At 61.2% G+C, this 21,627-nt stretch carries 6 protein-coding genes; all 6 read right to left on the bottom strand.

Annotated elements, in window-relative coordinates:
* Nucleotides 1–3: 3 nt before the first annotated feature.
* The 6 genes from VSP_RS27375 to VSP_RS27345 all read right to left on the bottom strand — a co-directional run bounded on the left by VSP_RS27375 (nt 4) and on the right by VSP_RS27345 (nt 21,355).
* Nucleotides 4–10,941 (bottom strand): MuF-C-terminal domain-containing protein, encoded by a 10,938-nt coding sequence (locus tag VSP_RS27375; RefSeq protein ID WP_009964756.1) that lies wholly within the window; start codon nt 10,939–10,941, stop codon nt 4–6.
* A 183-nt stretch (nt 10,942–11,124) separates the two neighbouring features.
* Nucleotides 11,125–12,216, bottom strand: a complete 1,092-nt coding sequence (locus VSP_RS27365; protein ID WP_157211088.1) for a hypothetical protein — start codon at nt 12,214–12,216, stop codon at nt 11,125–11,127.
* 61 nt (nt 12,217–12,277) lie between these two features.
* On the bottom strand, nt 12,278–13,090 hold the full coding sequence (locus VSP_RS27360; protein WP_172682524.1) for a hypothetical protein: 813 nt from the start codon (nt 13,088–13,090) through the stop codon (nt 12,278–12,280).
* Between the two features lie 1,024 nt (nt 13,091–14,114).
* Entirely contained in the window at nt 14,115–14,300 is a 186-nt protein-coding gene (locus tag VSP_RS27355) for a hypothetical protein (RefSeq protein ID WP_009964751.1), read from the bottom strand.
* Nucleotides 14,301–14,497: 197 nt separating this feature from the next.
* Nucleotides 14,498–16,252, bottom strand: coding sequence for a hypothetical protein (locus tag VSP_RS27350; protein WP_009964750.1), 1,755 nt, complete (start codon nt 16,250–16,252; stop codon nt 14,498–14,500).
* Nucleotides 16,253–16,600: 348 nt separating this feature from the next.
* Nucleotides 16,601–21,355, bottom strand: a complete 4,755-nt coding sequence (locus VSP_RS27345; protein ID WP_029190806.1) for a beta strand repeat-containing protein — start codon at nt 21,353–21,355, stop codon at nt 16,601–16,603.
* Nucleotides 21,356–21,627: the final 272 nt, after the last annotated feature.

The raw sequence follows: 21,627 nt of genomic DNA, 5'->3' as shown, positions 1-21,627 counted from the left end.
TCGTCACGGTACGCTCTCGCCTTCTCCTTGAAGTCGGTCAAGGACTCGTCTATCAGCATTGCCAAATCTGGCGGCGGTGTACTCAAGCGCCCCAAGTCTTCCGGCAGAGAACTCTCCGTCGAGGTAGGCGGCATATTCGCCCGCCATTTCTTGTTGTCGGCTTCCTTTTTCATCTGCTTTATAATACGCGTGTTTTTCAAGATACTCAACAGGCTCTCTGCGAATGTCTTCTAGTGCACCGTCATTCACCAGCACAAAAAATGTAGCTTTCCCATGATACTTCTTGGCCAGCTCCAAAAATGCTTTCTGCGATTCGTAGTGAGCACTGGCAGTTTCTACAGCTCCAATAGGCCTGCCGCTCGACTGTAGTCGGCTGACCGCGCTTCGGTATGCAGGCAGCCAGGGACGGTAAACAAATACAAAGGCAGGTTGAAAACCCTCAGCCAATGCCCCCTCAATGAGGCGGGATCCTGCTGCTTCACTGCTAACCGTTGAATCCACAACGGCAGCGGCAGCCTCAACTAGTTTTCCCAACGCCAACTTCGTGGCCATTGTCTTCCCGCTCGCGTAGCCTCCCGCCGTAAATAACACGACTGAGCGTGATTTATCGGCATAGAGCGTGGGCATTGCGAGACGATAGGCTATATATCCAGAAGGTGCCAGAGTGGCCAGATTGAAAGCCGTTCGAAACCAGGCATGTTCTGAATACTCGGGCAGCACCTCTCTCGCTGCATCGGGGCCAACATAGCGCCCATGCGGAAACTCCTGTTTGGATATTTCAAAGTAACGTTGCAGTGCCCTCTCTGGATCCTGAGCGATGTAGTGAGCGAATGATGCTTCGACAATTCGAGACTCGCGATCAAGCCCCTTTCTTGGTCGAATCGCCTCGATACCGGGATATTTAGCGTCCTCACCGCGTATCAACGCTTCAACCGTCGACTGGAAGCTGGCCGGCAGCCTCCCCCACATGCCCTGGGTGATTTTTTGTATTTTTTCGAATGAATTTTCGAGCTCCTGCTGTGCCTGTACCATCCGTTCGTGAGATCCGGTAGAGGAAAACTGCAATCGGGCGTCCGGCCCCGTCCCGCTCTTTGTCTGCCGGGGAGCAAGCATCTGCGGAGTCCGCTCCGCCAATTCTCGCAGGCGTCGGTACTCTTGCTCAGGGGTGTGGTCGAGGATGATATCAATGGGGTGGATGACCCCGGCCTCCGTCCGGATGAAGTTGGCTGCCTTGGCATCGCTGGCCGAGATGTCCAGATGCTTGTGCACGTACGCACCGTCTGCCACCTTGAGGAAGCCCCTGGCGCGCATGTAGGCCTCCACCTCGCTCGCATCTGGATGCGGACGCACTTTGTCTGCGCGGTACCACGGCTGGGTGGTGACCAGGCGTGGAAGGCTTTCGCCAGGAAGCTGGGTCAGGCCTTCAACAGCAACGTCATCGTCGAAAAGAAGGTTGCCCCAGGCCAGACGGCGCAGGTAGGTCTGCAAGTTGCCGTCCCAGCCAAACTCGCCCGGCTTGGTGAGCTTGACGGCCAGGTTGGAAGGCTGGTGTGGATAGACATCGTGCTCCGCTCCACCGAGCTTTTGGAGAGGTGCTATTCCCCGTGTGAGCGTTTCTCCATGGACTCGAGATAAGCCAGGGCTCTCACGGCCGGATCGTCGTTCTGGTCCGCCTTGTACCCGGCCTGCCTTTTCATGGCGGCGAGGGCGTCCTCCCAGGGCACTGCGGCGGAGGCTTTCAAGCGCTCGTCCAGGGTTGCGATCTTGATGGGAACGGCCGGTTTGGTTTCCATTTGGGTCAAGTATATCAGGGTTGTGGGGCAGGGCAAGACGGATGAAATCAGGGGGCTGGCTGCGGGGCACACGCTCCGAGGCGCGGCGCAGCAGGTCGTCGGTGAGATGCGCCGCACTGCGGCCGTCCAGGGCGGCCTGGCGGGCCTTGGAGATGAGGTCACGCACATCGCGCTCGAAGGCGGCCTTCCCATTTCTGGACAACATGGACAGGAGCTTCGCGACCGCCTCCTGGAGGGCCTGCCACATGCGACGGGCCAGGGAAGGCAGCTTGTTCTCCAGCTCTGCCACGGTGCGGGCCCCTTCCACCTGCTCCACCTTGCGGGCGAGCCACTCCAGGGCCAGGTCTGCGGGGTGACCGGCCAGATGCTGGTAGCCTGGCTCATTCAGGATGGCCTGCAGCTCGCCGCGGGGGATGCGCGAGGCGAGCTGGTTCCACGAACGCCCAACGGCTTCATCCGTGGCCAGCAGGAAGTTCACCCCCTCATGGCCTACGCGCTCATGCAGCAGAAGGCGGGCGAGGGCGTGCAGCGGCGTTTCGCCCACGCGCAGCTCGATCTGGCTGGCAAAGATGAGGGTGCGCCCCGTGTGCCGGTCAAAGAGCGCTTCTGCCTCCTCCATGCTTGCGATCTCCGCATCGCTGTAGTCCTCCCCATAGGAGGAGGCGGCGAGATCCGCTGGCGAGTCAAAGACCAGGACACGCTGGTGCACCAGCCCGGGGAGGCGTTGCCGGATGGCTGCCAGCGCCTCGCGGTACACGGAGGGGCTCGTGCTGCCACGCCGGGAGGCGGGGGCTCTGTTGTGCCAGTTGTTTCCTTGTCCCCGGCTGAAGCTCAACCGCGGCCGGGTGCTCGCGGAGGTCATGGGCCCGGCGGCCTGCAGTGCCAGAGCGTCCGCCTGCAGCAACTTGAGCGCAGTGAGATACCGGGCCCGCATCTGGTTGACGATGTTCTGCACCGCCACCTCAGGCAGGCCGGATTCCTGCGCAATCCCGGCGATGGGGCGGTCCTTGAGGAACTCGGCGAAGATCAGGCGGATCTTCTGCGGGACAGGGGCCAGGATGGCCCGCAGGGCCCGCTCGTGGAGGGAGGGGCCTCCTGAAGGGGGCTGGAGGGGGGCGGCAAAGAGCTGATGGAGGGGGCCGCCCTCGTTTAATGAAACTGAGGGGTCTCCACTCCCGGCATGTTCACGATTCCCATGGAGAAGTGCTTCCAGTAGTTGGGGTCTTTCGCTGCCCTGGCTTGATGCAAGGGATTGGAGGAATATAGCGCGACGTAGTGTTGCCTGACCCGCTCGAGATGCGCGAACCAGATTCGTTTCTGCTCCGGCGTCAAAGCGTTCTCGGCCAACGGGTCTTCCGTCTCTGTAAATGAACTGTTGTCGCTCGAAGTCATAACGGTAGTTGCGAAGGGCCGGGATCTTCTGGTGGAGATGCGAAAGGAACGTCTCGATGAGCGAAGCGATCTTGGCTACATCATCGCCTTCCCATTTGAGCGGTGCAATGCCTTTTTCGGGAACGCCTTTAAGTTGCTCTGCGGCTGGCTCCATGAAGTCTGTTCTGCCATGTCGCAGAGCCAGGGAAAGCATGGCTGAGGTTCTCCGCACGATTGCGGATTCGGACAGCCCTTTGGGATCGCCAATGAACTTGCGGCGGCTGTTTTTCGCATAGTTGCCGACAGCGGCATAGATGGCCGATCCACCATCCCCCTCCTCCAATCGACTCACATCAATCCAGACCTCACCACGGCCACGCTGACCGCGTTCGTACACGTAGAAGAGTTTGCCATTATCGGTGCGGAACACAAAACGCCTGTCGGCCTCGGATTCCTGACGTTCATCCGGCCGGGTGTCTTCGCCCAAGTAAGTGGCAAAATCCACGACATCCGCCATCACATCTTCCAACAAACCGCTCTTACTGACAGGGTGGCGGAAGACTTCGTCGTGTTTCGCCAGCTCGGCAGAGGCCTGGGCCGCAAATCGAAGGTCTTCCTGCCGAATGGGGGATGTGTTGAGCCGCTGGGTTGCCGAGCTGCCGGATGGGATGCTGCTCTGATCAATGGCACGACGGATGAGGTCTGCGTTGGTGGGCAGCGGCTCGCCGGTGGTGGTGGTGACCGCATGGGCGAGGCGCAAGTACTCATCGAGGATGGCACGAACGGACTCTGGCGAAGTTGCTTTCCCCAGGGCGGCGGCGAGTTGTGCCATCTCTGGGGCAGTGCCTGGAGTGAGCCTGTCCTGCTGCTGGAGATACTCCTCGACAGTACCCTTGCCGCCTTTTTCCTTGAACCCGATCAAGGCGCGGAGGGCGGCGCGGAGGGCGGGGGCGATGTGGTATTGCGGTTTCTGGGAGGCGAGTCTGATGAGGGCGCTGGCGCGCGAGCTGATGCCGGAGAGCTGGTGGGCAAGGCCCAGGGTGCGGGCTCGCTCCAGGAGGAGGCGCAGGGTTTCCTGGCTGGCGGAACTCCCGGAGGGGGCGGCGTTGAGAGTGCCTGACCCGCTTTGGGGGTTGACGATGTCATCCGGGCCGAGTATCTTTGAGAAGCCTTTCGGTGGCGTCCCGCGTTTGGGCAATTGGAGCCCAAATAGTCGTGCCATCGAAAGGCTCTTTGTTTTGTTCTCGTAGATCGGGTTCTCTCCGAACATCAGGGCGATTTCCCTGGCAGATTTGCCGTAGAGAGACTGGATCTGATTGACGGCTACTCCGTGGCTTGAGATCTTGTCCAAGTGAATGGCTGCGACGATGGGGCCCTGGCCAGGCTCTGTGAACTCTGTAAGCACCAGCAGGCTGTCTGGGCGGGTGCGGGAGGGGAAGATGGCTACGGGATCGGCCAAACCCTCCGGAAGTTGCTCGAGCGCCGCGAGAGGAACTGCGTGGACCTCTTTGGTGACTTTGTCGAAAAGGCTGTTGGGAAGTACGAGCATGTGTCCCTCGGCCCCAGCGGCACGGATGACCGCGGGGGTGGGCCCTAGGCGAACCAAAGGGAGGCCGAGGGGCTCCCCAGCCTGCCACTTTGCCAAATTTTGCCGGTAGAGACGCGACCAGAAAACGCTGGGCTGCAAGGGGGAGGCCGAGAGCTGTGATGAGATGCTGGGGCTGTCACCCAGCAAGGGGGCCAGCATCGCGTTTTCCGCCCGATGTATGGCGGATGTGGCAGGGTGCCCGGCATGCTTGACCGCAGCCGTGGTGGTGGACCTGGCCTGGCTCTTGAAGCTCTGCTCTGCCCTGTCTGCCAGGGCCTGGGTGTGGCTCCTGCCGCCCTGATCGATGCCGAACTGAGTGCCTTGCACCCGGGTGCCGAAATACTCCCGCGCGACCCGCTCCGCCACCTTCGCATCATTCTCGGTCGCCCCGTGCATGACGACGTTGTCGAAGGATAGCAGCGCCCGTGAGCCCATGCCGGGGAACTTGACCTGGCCATGGAAGCCAGCATCTCGCAGTGCTTCCATGAACCCTTGCATGTCGGGCTGAGAGAGGCTCAGAACGTCTGCAAGGGTGGCGTAGGCCTTGTGCCTGTCGGTGCCTTTGACGTGCGTGTCATTGCCAACTTCGAAATTGGTCCAGGCACTTTCCACTCCGCGCGCGACGATGCCGGCAATCGGGGATTGTTTGAGCTTGGTCCAAAAGTCGCTGACCCGTTGCGTGAAGGCCTTCACTGCGGACCGGTGCTGCATGTAGTACTCCGCACGCTGTTGGGCGGTGAAGTGCCGGTGCTCTGGCCGGGCGGTGAGCGCGTCATAGAAGGAGACGCCATCTGGTGGGCCGTGCGCTGTCAGGTGCGCGGCGTACTCGCTCTGCGACATCTGGGCCACTGCTTTGCCTGAAGGCGATGCCGTGGCAGTGGTGGGGCTGGCGCTCTGCCTGAATTGCTTTAGCGTGGCTTCGATCGCATCGAGATCCCGTCGGATGGAGTCCGGAAGGTTTCCTTTGGAAACGAGATCTTTCAGGTAGGCGAAGACGGCGCGAAGGTGGGCTAGGATGCCCTGTTGATTGGGCTGGATGTGGTAACCTTTCGCGGCCTCGGTGGTCTGTCCGGACGCTTTGGTCTGGGACAGCATTCGAATGCCTTCGAATGCCTTTTCCCAGTCTTGGGCGGCGTCGAGGGTGGAGCCGTACAGGTCCAAGGTGGCCTGGCGCTGTTCTTCGGTGAACTCCTCATTCCAGAGGCGACCGTAGTGAGCGGCCCGCCACACGTGGAAGGGACGGGAGTCTCCGCTGAGCTCGTAGAGGGCACGAGCTGCCTGCATGTGGGCGGCATGGCGGATCTCTTCGTCCACCGCGGTGGCGATGTGACTGGCCGTCTGCTGGGCGGTGAACCCCTCGGTTTCAGCAAGCAGTTTGGGGATTGACAGCAAGACGCGATCCTGCCCGTAGTCATACGCGGCACCGCTGTCGCCCACGCCTTGGGAACCCTCCAGCACTGAGACGGTGCTGCTGAGGCCGGGATAGGCTGCGATGGCCCTGGCGATCACATCCCTGATCAGCTGCTCGCGAGAGGCTGGGGCGCCATTCGATGCGGGGGCTTGTGATTCAGGCTGGGTGAGGCTGCGTGCATCCACGTTCTCACCTTCCGGCAGTCGCAATTGCAGCTTGCGCAGAGCCTCTTCAGCCGTGGCGGCTTCGGTGGCGGGCAGTGTGGCCAGGGTACCGTTGTCTCCTCGAACGCTCCAGGTCGGGGCGGCGGATGCAGACCCGGTAGCGGGGGACGGGGTGGAGGATGGCTGTTGGGTTTGCGCCTGCTGCTGCTGCTCGTAGAGGCGATTGCTCTCAGCAGTGGAGATCAGCGCCCCCAGCTCTGGCATCGCCGCCTGGATCTGGGCACGTCCGGCATCTGTGAGGCGGACATTGGCGGCATCAGTGAGGCGCTGCAGGCCCTGATCGGTGATGCCTTCCAGCTCTGTGGATGCGACTTCAAAAACCTCAGGGGAGCTGGTGATGGCCTTCCCCTCCTCTACCGTGAAGTCGGTGCGGCCACCAGCCACCTTTGCGGCGGCGGTCAGCAGGGCGCGCTGGCTGGGGCTGAGTTGTCGTGCATCGCGCACCGCTGCCAGGGCACCGGCAGCGTTGCCCGCTGCGAAGGTGATGGCGGCGGAGTGGGCGGCCCGTTCAGAGTCGATGGTCTGCAGTCGGGTGTTGATCTCTGTCCGCCGTGGAGAGGGGGCGCTCCCGGGCATGGCGGCAAGTTCCTCAGCGAGGCTCTGGCGTTCGGTGTTGAGGGCCTTCAGCGACTCCTGAGACGCTGTCACTGTCCCCACATCCATCAGGGCATGATAGAGGTCGAAGTCCGCGCCGGTGACGTTTTGCCATCCTGGTACCTGAGCCCCGATTGCATTGAGCTCCTGCGCCCACTGATCACGGGCTTGCATTTGAGCACGCGCCTGGCGGGCGCTGGAGGCGGCGGCGAGAGGGGCGAATGTGACGGTCATCAACGGACCGCCCAATCCGCCGTAGATGAAGCCCATGGCCGTCTGTTCGGCGACAGAGTCCATGGTTGCCCCCGGCTCGCCTACGGCAGCGACGGTCTCTTCGAGGCCCTCGGCAAAGGCGGTCCTGCTGTAGGTGCCTGCGCCAGCGAACGCCACGTTGGTGGCGCGTTTCCACGCCGGCAGTGTCTGACCCAGTGCGGGCGTGAACGGTGCACGGGCGGCGGGCCCGGCCAGAGCGGCTTTGACTTTGTCCCAGCTCCGACCGAAGCGGGTTTCATCCAGGATGCGATTGGCGCGGGCCAGTCTGCCTGCGACGGATTTCTCTGTCTGCTGCGCCATCCGCACCGCGGTGGAGAGCGTCTTTGATCCAGTGGTTTTGGCGGCAGTCTTGACCGCGGCCCCGGCGGCTACTCGCAGGATCTTGAGGCCTTTGAAAGCGGTGCCGGCGAAGGTGGTGAGACCTTCGGCACCGAACTCTTGAATGCCTGCGCTGTCGAGCGTGTTGATGTAGGCGGCCCACGAGCCGGGATCATTGGTGACCTGCCCGGCTATGTGTTGCAAGATGACGGCCGCGGCATGCTGGTCCCCGACTCCCATGAGGGAACCGGCAGCCTTCACGCGCGCGGCAATGGCCTGCTCATTCTTGCCCGCAGCTTCAATCTCTGAGGCCAGACGAAGGATGGCCGTGGACTTCTCGTTGGTGAGATCCAGCCCGAAGATTTCCCGGGCACGTTCCTGCACGTCCTCCATCGTGGCGCTGCGAGGGCTGAGGGTGTAGGCCTGGATGCGCTGCTCCAGTCTGCGCGCCTTGGGATCGAGGGCAAACAGGCGGAAGGCCCGCTCTCTGTGGTCGGCATTGCCTGATTCAATGTAATCCTGCAGGGCCGCGCGGATGGCGGGATCCTTGCGAACATCGAATGCATCGGGCGTGAACCCACGGGCCGCTCCCTCGGCACTGCCGATACGATCAGCATGGTAGAGCCCGGTGATGCGATCGCGCAGTTCGGCGGCTTCTGGATCTGTAATGGCGTCAAGGCTGCCTGCCTGGGCGGCTTTGTCGGAAAGCTGGAGGAACAGATGGCGCAAGTCGTAGCCCACCCCGTGGGTATCAAAGAAGGTGCCGCCGAAGAAGGTGTTGGTGTTCCGAAGCCAGTCAGCGGTCTGCTCGTCGCTGATGGCGAGGCGTTCGTCTTCGGAGTCAGATACTGCCTTCACCCAATCCCAGCCTGTCAGCTTGTCGGCTGCCTTCCATGCCCCGAGCCGGGCTGGTGCTTCTTTCACGCTGCGGTAGATGATGGCGGCAAGGGAGCCGAATGTCTGCTTGGCAAGCTCTGCGCCGAAGTCTCGCGCCTTATCTCCCATGCCCTTCCCAGCGAGGTTTTCCAGCATCTGGGCCCTCGCTTGCTTGAGCCCGTCCACGTTGAAAGCGAGATCCGTTTGGCGAGATTTGCCGTACAACGCATCGAAGTAGGCGGTGACCACTTCAGCCTTTGCCTCGGGCTTCTTGGCGGTCTGCCACATTCGACGGCAGGCTTCATTCTTCCCCAGCCATGCGGTCAGGCCATCTTCCGTGATGGCCTTGGGCAGGTCAGTTTCATCCCATCCGTAGAGCTGGCTCTTGAGAGCGCGAGCCTCCTGGTAGGAGAGTTCACCTTTCTGGAGCTTGTCCCGCAGTCCACGGATGCCGAGGCCTGCATGATCGAGCCTGGCGAAGGTGCTTTCATCATTCTCGCCGGACAGACGCAGTTCAAGACCTGTCTGAAGCAAGGCACGCTTCTGACCGTCGCTGAGGCGGTTGTTGGGATTGCCGAAGTAGGCTGGGATGCCGTTGTCTGCGAGCTGCGGGGCCCGCAGCGTGCCGATCTTGGACTGCGTTTCCCAACCCACGGTCATGAAGTTGCCGCTGGGGTGGTAGGTTCCTAGATCTTCACCCGTGGCCGGGTTGGAGAGATCGATCAGCGTTGCAGGGGTGCCGCCCACATCCACCTGGCGCGAGGTGGCGACAAGAGCGTCCGGATTGGATGTGGGAAATAACGCCTTGAGCGCGTTTGCGCGGCCCGGCTCGGTGGTGAGGTCGTGGTTGCCTGCCAGGCCTTTGAAGGTCTGCGCGGCGGCAGAGAAGGCGATGGCTTTGTTGCCGAGATCCTTCAGTGGAGCGGTCAAGGTGTTGCCCGTCCCCGTGACCTTTCCGATGAGACCGAGACCAGCAAACAGGGTCTGGCCAAACCTTGAGGTGTCGATGTTGCCTTCCTCATCAACAAAGGCTCCCATGACCTTCGCCAGATGCTGCTGGTCCTGGGTGGCTTTTTGAGGCGTGTACCCCTCCAGGGCATGGGCGATGCTCGAAACGATGGTGTTGCTCGCAGCTTGTTCAGCGTCTGACAACGCTGCCTGGGCGGCAGGATCCTGCTCCCCCACGGCAGCCCGGGCGCTGGCTTGGGTGATGGGATCGGCTTCGAGCTTGGACCAGTCAGGCGTTCGCAAGATGGCACCAGCCCGCTGCGCTTCATCGAGCTTGCGGAGGTGCGCCTGCTTTGCCTGTTCCAGACGCACCTTGCGGAGGGCAAGACGATGCAGCTCCGTTTGGCGCGCCCGGGCAGCTTCTTCCGCCTGCTTCGCGGGCATGCTGAGCTCCTCCACCTGCCTGCGGGCTGCATCGCGCTTGGTCAACCAGTCACGCGCCTGTTGCACCTGCACCGGGTCATCCAGCGGGATGGTGGTGGTGATGCCGGAGCGGGCGTCAGTGAAGAGACGGGCAGGCTGGCCGTTGGCGTAGGTGAAGAGTTCCTTGTCGAACTCTTTGGCCTTCTTCTGTGCCTCGGTGAGGGCCTCAAGTTTGGGTTGGTCCTCGAGGGTTCTGAGATCATGCTCCTGCTGGAGAAATGCCGCCCGGCCGGTGACCTCCTGGGTGCGTTGGTCGAACTGCAGGTTGCGGGTGATGCGCTCGTCTTTGCCGATCACCTGCGGGGCAAGCATGCCGGTGGCGGCGTCGGTGGACAGGATCGAGATGTTACCCGTCTTCTCGTCAGTCTGGGTGAGAGGCCTCTCGCCCGGGATGGCCACTTCCTGGCCGGACTCGGGATGCTTCAGCCGGTGGGTGCGTGTTGCCGCATCCCACTTCACATCTTGAGCCGGGGTGTTGAACTCGCGACCGTCAGGTGTGCGGGCTCGAACCACTGTCCAGGGGGAGCCGTCGGGCTGGGCACGGTCTTCCTGCTTGGTGGTGCCGTCGGGATTTTTGAGCGTGAACGGCAACGTGGCCATGCGCTGGGGCTGGCCAACGATGGCGGGAGTGTAGAGGGGCTTGCCATTCTGGCCCACCTTTGGGCGCTCCAGGCCGGTGGCGGGGTCGGCCTCGATCTCTATGCCGCTGGCTCTGGCAATGCGCAGGTTTTCTTTGCGTTGTTCCTCAGCCAGCTTGTGCTGCTGCTGTGCCTGCCACACCTCGTCGGGTTGGGTGGGGCGGGTGATGCCCTGCGGGTCGGTGTAGCGAGGGCGGTTCTCTGACGCGAATTGAGGCTCTACCTGGTCGCTGTAGGCACCACGGTCGGTGCGCGCTTGCTCCAGCTCGGCGGCGTGCTGCTCGTCGAGCCGTGCCTGGATGTATTGCTCACGCTGCTGATTGATGGCCGCGTTGGTGCGGCCATCTGGGGCAAGGCGGGCGGCGCGGTTGAGTCGGCGGAGGTTCGGATCGTCGTGAAGAACTTCAAGTGGGTCGGTTGCCATGGCGATTGAGCGGGCGGAGAGGGTCGAGGGGCTCGGCTTGACCTCCGGCTGCGCTGTTCGCGTCGGCCTGGGGTGGTTGAGGTGGTGGGAGCAGCTTTTTCAGAGCTAGCGGGTGAAAGGCACCCTGCGCATTGTTGCGAGGCATGCCGTAGGGACGGAGCGCTGGCGGGAGGATGGCGGGGATCATGGGGCGACCGGTCGTGGGGTATTGGCCCATTTCCAGACGTTCTTGGGCGTTCCGAGGGCCACCCCAACGGCCGTTTTGGCGAGGTCTCCAGCCGCTCCCACCACCTGACCTGCGGCGCGGGCGGGGGCGGTGTACGCCTCGGCCGCATGGGCCGCGCCGCCTTGGAGTTTGATGCCCGCCGTCTGGAGCGGGGTGCGCATCAGAGGGGGTGGAGTGGCAGGTGAGAGTGCAGGAGGGGAGGCCGTCTGGGCGCGCGACGCGTCCAGTTTCGCCTGCGTCTCACGTTTCCACCCATCGACGTCAGGCTGCCATGTTGCCACACCAGGGGACGGGGCAGATGCTGCTGGCGCAGGGGCCGTGGGAGGCTTGGGCAGTGTCGTTGCTGCGGTTGTTGCCTGCGGTGTGAGGGGCGTCGCGGAGGGCGGAGCCGGGGCAGGTGAGACCGTCGGAGCCGCGGCCGTCAGGGGAGGGGGAGTGCGTGAACCGTATGTGACGCTGCCGGTGCCGTAGCGGCTGGCGAGCGCACGGTTGCCCGTGCCCGTGGTGGAGATAGTGCCCGTAGGCGTGATCGTCGCGCCGCTTTCGAATTTCACGCTGCCGTCACTGCTGCGCATCGCCACGCCGTCACCGAGGGGCTTTGAGTAGGGCCTCAGGGCGTTCAGCGCCGCTTGCTCGCGGGCTAGGGTGTCAGGATCGGGCTGGGTGGTGGACCTTGCGCCAACACTGCCTGTGGCCGTTGCCTGGATGGCGGGCTGCGTCGCAGGGGCGGCTGGAGCGGAGGAGGTTTGTTTCCCGCCTGCCATCATCGTCGACATGGCGTGATCGCTCTGGGCGCGTCTCTGCTGTGCGTAATAGGCATCTAGGCCCGTGAGGCCCTGGCGTTGTCGCCACTCATCCGCGGTCTTCGCACGGTCCGGGCTGCTGGTGCTCCGTCGGCGCTCTACGGGCGGGACGGTGACTTGGGGGCGGCCTTGCTGTCGGGATGGTGCGGGGCCGGTGATCCTGTTAGTTTCAGCGCGTTGCTGAGATCCCAATTTCTCTTCCTGTATTGCCGCATCCTGCTCTGCCTGATCTTCTACGGTTGCCATACGCCTAGCGTATTGAGGCGCGGCAATGTGTCAGCAGGACAGAGGGCGACTTGGAGCCAAGTCAGGGAGCTCCGCGCCCAAACGCGGCATCTTGATCACGCATGGCACGGGCTGCCTGCATGTCACGGACCTGACGCTGGAGGGCCATGGTGTCAGCACGATACTGTGCAGCCATGCGGGCCTGTTGGGCGCGGATAGCGGCAGCCTCTGCGGCCAGCGCGGCGGTCTGCTGCGCCTGGTACGCGGCCTCACGTTGGTTGATCTGGGCCATCACCATCTCGTGCTCTTCAGCGCACCGCGAGGCTTCTTGCGAGAGCCCAGCATCGGCATATGTCTTATAGTTGACTCGAAGGGCGAAGGCCTGCGCTTCGAGGTCATATTGCCCGGCGGCGAGAGCTCTCCGTGTGTCAGCACGTTCGCGGCTGGAAGAGGCGCTGAAGTAGGCGCAAATCTCAGGGTCGCGGTCTGAGATCCCCTGGAGCCAGAACGCTCTAACGCTATCGACACTGGATAGCACCACCCTTTTCGGCTTTGGAGTAGGTGCAGGCGGTGGTTGAGCAGCGGCTACGGGAGCCGCTGGTGCCACTGGAGCGGGAGCATCCACGGTCCGCCCATAGTGCCGCAGGTGCACCTTCGCCAAGAGCTTGAGCGACCAGTCGGGCGACTGCATGATCTCGTCCTTTCTCGCCTCCGCTGCGTCCCGAGCGTCTTGCAACGCCTCCAGAAATGCTGGGTCCTTGAGAGCCGTGGCGTACTGCTTTATTCCTTGCTCAGTATATACGGCCTCCTGCTTCGTCCATTCCTCAGGAGTCAAATCGGCGGCAAAGACTGACACGGACAGGGCGGCGACCAGGGTGCAGAGTAGCGGTTTCATGGTGGCGATAGGGGATTTCCTCATGGTGAGGGATTCCCTTGGAGAGGTCAACGGCAAAATTGGTAGTTCGCTACACGGACTAGCCCACCGCATGAAAAAGGGGCGCACTATCAGTCCTGATTCCTCGCCCAACTTTCTCCTCTTTCCAAAATTTCCCCTCCCGCCTCCGGAGGAGAGAGAGCCGCGAGAGATAACCCTCGACCCTTATCTAGCCTCGCGGCCAAAACCCGGTGTTTCACGGATTTAACGGTAACCCCCCCTACGAGTTTGCTGGTTTCTAGCGCGCCGCACGCACTGCCGTCTCACGGGCTGCACTATTGCGCGTTGATCAGGTCTCCCTGGTCTCTGACCTCTTTTGGGGGAGTAGGCCAAGCATCCCGGCCAGTGGATTGCCGGGCACGAAAAAGCCCGCGAACGTAGGGCGAACGCGGGCTCAATCGGCAGGTTGCCGGGTGGGCTGGATTACTCCGCCCTACGAAGCAACCTACAGGTTGGCTCTTTTATGCAAGGGAAAAGTGCGGTTGGCGAGGTGGTGGCGGCCGATTTGGAGCCAAGTCGGGGTGAAAAGCCTCTTTGCGATGACCTGATTTGCACGACTGGGCCATGCGAGCTATCTTCCCATCGTGCATCTTTTGTCCGTTCCAGCTGAGCAGTGGCCCCCTTCGGAGAGCCACTGTAGCGAGCGCAATTCTCGCTGCGGGCACCAATGGGTAATAAATACAAAAACGACGGTAAGCGTAAAAGACGAAAGAAGGCTGTCCCTCAACAGGAGGCCAAGCTTGGTGGATTAGATGAGAACATGACTGTGATTAGGTTGTGGCAAGTCGACCCAGCTAGATTGAAAGAGATTGGTATCGGAGAGAAATCTCCATAAGATTACCCAGGGGAGGGGCGCATCAATAGGGCGTCCCTCCCCAATCACTCTGAGGAATTATATCTTTTCGAGAGGTGTACTGGGCAACGCCGGTTGAACAGATCCCAAACACTGGTTCAACGATCATTCACTTAACGTGCCCTTCTGACGTTAGCGGGAATGCTTCACAAACACAAAAAACAGCTGGAGGGCACCTGCTATGAGCGCGAGCCGAACGGGATCGCCCAGGTAGGGCAGCACCGCAAGCGCTATGAAAATGAATGCCAGAACGAGGGCGAAAAGTGCCTTTGGATTCCAGCGCTTGGGGCGGCGACGGGCAGTGGTCTTATCGGACATGCCTGCTTAATTTGAACACAGAGTCTAAGTTTCAACAAGCATTGGTAGGATTGTGCTGAGGCTTCACGATAGAGAATTGCATAGTTTGATTGGACTAAATAGCTTAGGGCTTTGAAAACCAAATGCTTGAACGCTTGGCGAATCTGGAGTCCGGTCGAGCAATTGAAAAATTACTGCTGAGAAAAATTCTGGTAGGCCTATTGTTTGTACGGCGCCCGCGTCCAATCCCGCCAGTCCCGCGGCTTCCTCCGCCTTCTCTGAGGCGTCTTATAGAGCGTGGCTGCCCCAATCGAGTACACCCCCATCGCCCCCTGCATCACATCGTCGTCATGCTGGCCGCTAGGGGCAGTTTCCTTGCCGTGGGCATCGATCATGAAGGACTTCGCCTCGCCGATCCAATGGAGGCACTCCACCTCGATGGCGCGTTCCCGAATGTGGATGGCCAGGCAATCCACGACGGCGCGTTTGATGTTCCTGTCTTTGAGCTTGAACCCGTATTGCAGGATGGGTTTGTCGCGGTCTTTCTCGTCGAACACTTCGCGCTTGTAGAGGGGCACACCGCGGGCCTTCAGCAGCTCCAGGATGTGGAGCCCCATGTTGATCTCCAGAACCACGATGCAGCCGCCGTAGTAGGCCGAAAGGGCGGTGATGTGTGTGGCCACCAGATCGCCCTCGCCCTGGAAGGGAGGGCGCACGCGGGCCACCATCTTGATCCTGCGTTCGTTTCCGAAGCCGTCAACGTACGGAGCGCGCCAGACGGAAATGCTGTGACGGTCGGGATTATCGCTTTCGGTCTGGTCTGATCCGGTCGCGGGGTCACATGACACCAGGTACCTGCAGCCCTCCTTGGGCTGCTCCCAGATGAGGATGTCCCCTTTGCCTTCGAAGTCGGGGGACCAGCTGACCATCTCTCCGTCATCCTGGAGCACCAGACGCCCCGTTTCCGGGGAGGCGCTGCGGGCCCGGGTCTCCAACTCCACCAGCTTGCCCATGTCGAAGCGAGGGCGGCCAGAGCTGAGCCAGCATGAGACGTCGTCTTCTGGATAGTACTGGTCGAAGTCTTCCTCGGATCCGCCGCACTCGCTGTCGATCGTGGCGCGCCGCCAGGCGATCTGCTCCGGCGTCCATCCGTATCTCTCAATCCCTGCCAGTTCACGGTTGCTGAGCCTGGCCCCGATCTGTTCTCGTTCCCGGTCGGTGATGGGGACTTGGTTCTCTTCGAACTCAAACCAGCCGGCGAAGATCTTCACCCACCCGTTGCCGGGATTGGATTCCCCAGCCTTGAGTCGCCGCACAAACTCCTCCAACGTAAGGGCGCCCTGCCACTGTTCGTACTGCCATCCTGACGCACCGAAGGGGGTGCCCTCTGAGATGACGACCGTTCCAGGGCGCTTGGGGATGGACGGCAGGACGGCCGCCATGATGCGCTTGTCATTCTTCGCGCCGGACCGGGACCATTTCGGTGTTTCTGACGCAAGGAAGACCTGTCGGGTTCGCGAAATGCCTGCGTTCCAGTTCTGGGCTGAATCAATCTCGAAGGTGGTGCCATTGGTCAGGGAGATCTTGCCGTGCTTTGCTACCATTTCAGTGTCCCACGGGAACTGGTCCTTGTTCTTGTAGTCCTCCAGGCGCGTCAGCATCTTCTCCGAGTTCCGGCCCACATCGGCAATAATGACCGCATCGACTTTGCGGTTGCGGCCCTCGTGGTAGGCGACCTCCAGAGAGAAGGTAGAGCCGCCGCACTGGCGGATCTTGGTCACCAGTAGGCGGACAGGCGCTTCCAGGGCCTTGAGCGTCATCAACGCCTCATTGATCCGGATCTGCAGGATGTTCGGCTTGGGCACCCGCTCGACGTTGTCCTTGTCGAAGATGGACAAGTAGCTGCCAAAGTGCACCACCGGGCTTTCCCGGGCGATGTCCTCAATTTCGTCGTCGGTCAGGTCGTCTACCACCCATACGGTGGTAGCCGCCTGACACGGTTTTGCATCTCGGTAGGGAGGGGGTTGGCGTCAAGTGCTCAGCTATGCGATGAATTTCATTCGTCAGGGTTTGAAACAGGATAAGCAGCCACTGATGTGAATCAGTGGCCGGTGACACGGAAGATGAGCAATGCTCGCTATGAGGCGCCAGACGAGGTGAGTAAGGCCTCGAATTACGGGCCACGTTTTGCTGGGAGTAGATCGAGTTAGTGGAGGCAGATTGAATGGCTGCCACAAAAACGGGGAAGCTGCCCTGTGGCTAGCTTCCCCGCGGTTTGATCAGGGAGGTGGTGCGTGCAACTCGTAAGCCTTGGGGGCAGATTATCTGCGACGTCTTGCGGAGAATGCCGCGAGCCCCAGGAGCAGCAGCAGTACCCGGGAAGGCTCAGGGATTGCTACCGTCGAGATAGTACCATCGATGGTGAACTGGCTGATGTCCCACCCGTAGCCGCTGCCAGCGATATCTGGCAGATCAAATCCCAGATTGTCATCCCCATTCCCCAGCAGATAGCCGTTGTATGAGGCGGCGTCGTATCGGGAGTTGAAGGTGGTGGTGCTCATTCCTATCCAGCTCAGAAGGGCAAAGGTGGTCTCCGCAGCGGGCGAGTAGGATTCTGCGGCAACGGTGAGATCGCCATCGAAGATGAGCGTTCCATCCGAGAAACTGTAGAAATCAAGCGAGTCGCCGATGTCGCCTGGGTTGAGGCCAAGAATCACCTTGCTGCCTGATTTAAAGTCGAAGTAACCAGGGCCTGTCTTGGCCTCGAAGTACAGGGTGCCATAATCGCTTTGGGCTGTGCCGTCACCTGCGTAGATGGTGGAGCCGCTCTCAGCTGTGAAAGTCACGCCGTGGACTAGCCCGGTGCCAGAAAGAGCCCCTCCAGTCTTGATGGTAACAGCTCCGCCGCCAGTCCTGCCGCTTCCCCCCCGGCCGACTTGGAGCATGTTCTGAGTCACCGTGGTTGTTCCTGTGTAGGTGTTGATGCCGGACAGCACCCAGGTTCCGACTCCTGTCTTGTTCAGGTTGGTTTTGTTGACGGCGCTGTTGTCCACAATCGCACCTGCAATCTCTCCGACACCTGCGGTGGAACCCGACAGGGTGAGCGTCTTTTCCCCGGCGCCGGTGGCCGTGAAGTTGCTGGTGAACTTGAGCAAGCCCGTGCCAGCATGTTCAATGGTTACTCCGCCCGTGGTGCCTGTCAGGTTGACTACCCGGTCCGTGGTCTCCCCTGTGCCGCTGTACTTGAGTGCGACAGAGGTTGAGGAAAAGCCCATGCCGATGGTGCCTGCTGCGACTGTTACCGGGGCGCCCAGGCTGCTGCTTGCCGTACCGCCAACCACGCTGTTAAGCGAGACGACATCGACGGTGGCACCTTGAATGTTTGTGGCACCGGTCCAGGTGTTTGCTCCGCGAAGAATGACGGTTCCTCCGCCGCTATTCCAGAAGTCAATATTGCTTGCGGTTCCGTTGGCGAGATCTGCATTGATGGTAAGGATCCCAGTGGTGCCGATGTCGCCACCTGCAGTGTTGATTTTAAGCTTGGCGCCGCCTGTCGCATTGATTGTACCACCGCTGCCGTTGATCAGGGTTGCGCCATTTAGGATCAGGTCTGTGGCCAGTTCGATGGACCCTGTACCGTTGCTCACTCCGAGAATCCCCAACGATGTGCCAGTGCCAGAGAAAACCGTTTTTGCGGTGTTGGTAATGCTGGTCGTGCGATTGGATGCTACGTTCCACGTCCCGCTGAATTCCATGTCGTTGTTGCCGCCAATGGTGAGTGTTCCTACGGTATTGGTGAAGTTGTTGGCAATTTTGTCCGCCCCAGTCAGAGCCTTGGACGCCAGAAGGGTGGCCACGCCACTACTCCCCAGATTGACTGTGCCCGTGCCAAAGGCTGCCTTGTCCTGCAAGGTCACCGCTACCCCCGATAAATTTGTGCCGCCTGTGTACGTGCTCGCAGAAGTTAGAACGACAGGGGTGTTTGAAAACCCTTTTGAGAAGGTGAGGGAATATGAGCCGCCGGATTCGCCGATGGCTCCGAGGGTCATGGGGGCTTGCGAGTTGCCGCCAATGGTCCCATTCCCAGTGAGGGTGACGGATGAGAAGCTCACGGCATAGCCGTTTGCCCCGACGGTGGTGAGGGTGAAGGCTCCCAGGTTGAGATTGCCCAGAGCCAGGGTCTTGTTCGCGGTGTTGCCCCCTTGTCTGGCATAATTCAGCGTGGAGGAGGCGGTGACCTCCACGTCATTCCCCAGGCTGAGGGTTTGGGCCGTGGTGTCATCGCCTGCTCCGATACGGAGGTTCAAAGCGCCTCCCGCCAGAGTGATTTTTCCAGGGCCGAAGGGGTTGACGGCGGCGGTCGTCGTAGCGCCGCTGTAGGCGGTCACGTCATTGCCCTGGAGCGTGCCTTGCTTCACGGTGGTGCCGCCGCTATAGGTGTTGGAGCCGGTGGGGGTGAATTGGGTGGTGATGCCCGCGGCATCGTGAACCACGGCGACCTTGCCGCCGGTGCTGACTCCGTCGTTATCCAATATCTGCCCCGCATAAGTTCCGTTCGCAGCCCCGGTACCGATGGTGATGGTGGAGGTGCCGCTGCCGGAATTGTTCACAATCTTCGCCGTGCTGCTGCTTGTGCCGGAAAAGCCTTTTACTGTCTGGTTCGTCCCATTCAGGTCGAGGATGGCATTCGCTCCGCTCAGTCGCAGGGCACTGCCGGCACTGAGGAGCCCCGCACCTCTGAGCCGGAGTGTGCCTCCAGCAATGTCCGTGACCCCGGTGTAGTTATTTCCTGCGTTCGTGAGATCCACGCGTCCGGCTCCTGATTTTGTAAAGCCACCGGAGCCTTGTGTCAGTGCCTGGCTGAAGGTGAAGGTGTGGGAGCTATCGGCGATGTTGAGGGCCACAAGCTTGTTGGTTCCGTAAGTCACGGTCCTGCTGTCGAGATTCGCAACACTTGTCCCTGTCACTCGCAGAGTGCCACCATCGAAAGTCAGCGTGTTGCTGGCGTCACCGAGATTCGAGCTTGTCGAGATGCTGAGTGTGCCCGCGGAGAGCAGCGTGATGCCCTTGTAGCTGCTGTTGCCCGTCAGCACCCATGTGCCTGCGTCAAGTTTGGTCAAGCTCACCAGACCTGTACCATTGTCCAGGATCGCCATGGCCAGGGTGTTGTCTCCCGTGTTGGTGCCTCGCAGGGTGAGCGTGCGGGTCTGGTCAGCCACCCCATAGGCGATCGAGCCCGTGTTGGTGAACGTGAGGATTGCTGCGGTGGTGGTTCCGTTGGCCGAGATTGTGGCCCCGTGTCCGGCCGCGCTGCCGTTGATGGTGAAAAGACGGTCTGTGCTGGCGGCGGAAGATCCTGACCAGCTCAGGGTTGTGCCATTGGCGAGCAAGAGATTGGATGCCGCACTGGAGGAGATGCCGAGGACATCGCTAGACCGGCTGGCATTGCCCAGATTGGCCGTGAGGTTCAATGTGCCCGCCAGGATGGAGGTCGCGCCGCTGTAGGTGTTGGCTCCTGAAAGAGCCAGGGTGGCGGTGGTGACTTTTGACAGGGTGCGCACCCCGCCGGACTCACCAATGTTCCCCGTGATGATGCCACCGTTGAAGAACCCGTCGCCTGCTCCGGAGATGTCTCCGGCCAGCGTGATGTTTCCGGCGTAGATGCTGTTGTTTTCCAGGCGCAGTTGCCCCAGCGACTCTCCGGTATCTCCACCACTGAGCGTGAGCGCGGCGTTCACGGTGATGCCGCCGATTACGTAGAGGGTCCCATTCTGGGCAACGTTAATGGCGGAAGCTGATGTGCCCCCAGTGGTCGTGCTAAGCAAGAACTTACCGCCTGCGGAGCCATTGCCGATGTTCAGAATGCCGGTGAATCCACTCAAATTGCTCCGGGACAGTTGAGTGGTGGCGCTGCCAGCCCCCAAGGAGACATTGATCGTCCCCGCGCCGGTAATGTTGCCCATGGTGAAAGTGGTGCCCCCCGCATTCAGGTGCAGCGTGGTCCCGGCCTCCATGGCTACGGTGGCGGTGGCGGCGTCGCCCAGGCCGCGTGCGGTGGTGACGTTGATGGTTCCCTCAAGCAGGTGAGTGCCTCCACTGAAGATGGTGTCACTGGTGGGATTGTTGCTGGGGATGGACATCGTGAGGGCTCCAGACCCGGTTTTGATCAGTCTGGAACTGTCTCCGCTTTTATTGGCAACATTGAAGGCGATTGTAATATTGCCGTTGGCCGTGTTGAGCACCAGTTCGTTCGTGGAGCCAACGGTGATGGCGTTGCTCAACGTCAGAGTGCCGCCGCCCGCGTTCAAAATGCCATTGGCGGTTGCTGCGCCCGTAATAGCCCCCGTTGCGCCGGTGAAGCGCAGCGTGTGGAAAGAGGCTCCCGCCCCGAATGCTCCCACCGCGGCCAGTTCATAGTTCTCCGTGCCGGCTGTGCTGGTGACGTTGGCGGCGGTTGCGGCAGCTGTGCCGTTGTATCCGACGATGTTTCCGCCGCTGACGGTGGCGTAGCGGGTGGCTGCGCCGGTGCCGATCGTGGCCCATGGTCCGATGATGCCCGTGGCATCATTGGAAATATTTGTGGTCGTGACTGCGCCTCCACCTTGTATATTCAGAATGGCACCCGCGGTCCGAGTGAAGCTTCCCGTGTGAAGGTGGAGTGTCCTTCCTGTCGCCACTTTCCAGGATTGCTGCGTGTTGCCCAGCAGTGTCAGCCCTGCGCTGATGGTGAGATCGGTGGTGGCGCTGCTCATGTCGATGCCGGAACGGCCTAGCGTCAAAGTGTTGCTGCCACTTATGGCGACTGCGCCCGCTGGATTGAGCAGGGACAATCCCTGCCAGCTGGCGTCCGCCCCCAGGATCACGTTGTTGGCTCCAGTTACCGCACTGTCCCACTGTGCAATATCGGCAGCTTGAGGGGAGGTGCCACCAAGCCAGCTCGATCCCAGGTTTAGATCATCGGTGTTGTTCTCCTTCGTCACCGTGCCACCGTGGGCAGCAGGCAGTGCCATGCCGATGGCTGCGAACAACCCGCAGCCCTGACTTAGATGTTTGAGGAAGCTGAATGCGCGTATCATGACGGAGTCGGGTTCACTGTGGGTGGAACTGACCCGGAACCTCACTTCACATGTGGGCTCTTGCCATGATCGAAAGCGCGAAGCTAGGGGGCGTTTGCGCGGTCTGGCTTCCTGGCGTAACCAGCAAGCGCATTGTCTCTGTGGCTCGCTGTCTATGGAATGCGCAGCGTAAGCTTGAGGATTGAATCACCAGAGCAATACCATGTAGTCGCAATGCATCAATACTTGCGCGTGAATCGTCCTGCCCTCGGGACTGGGGTATGGCATTGATT

It is taken from the genome of Verrucomicrobium spinosum DSM 4136 = JCM 18804, from assembly GCF_000172155.1.
GTDB classification, from domain to species: domain Bacteria; phylum Verrucomicrobiota; class Verrucomicrobiia; order Verrucomicrobiales; family Verrucomicrobiaceae; genus Verrucomicrobium; species Verrucomicrobium spinosum.
The sequence above is the reverse complement of the archived record's forward strand: the minus strand, read 5'-3'. Positions and strand labels throughout refer to the sequence as shown.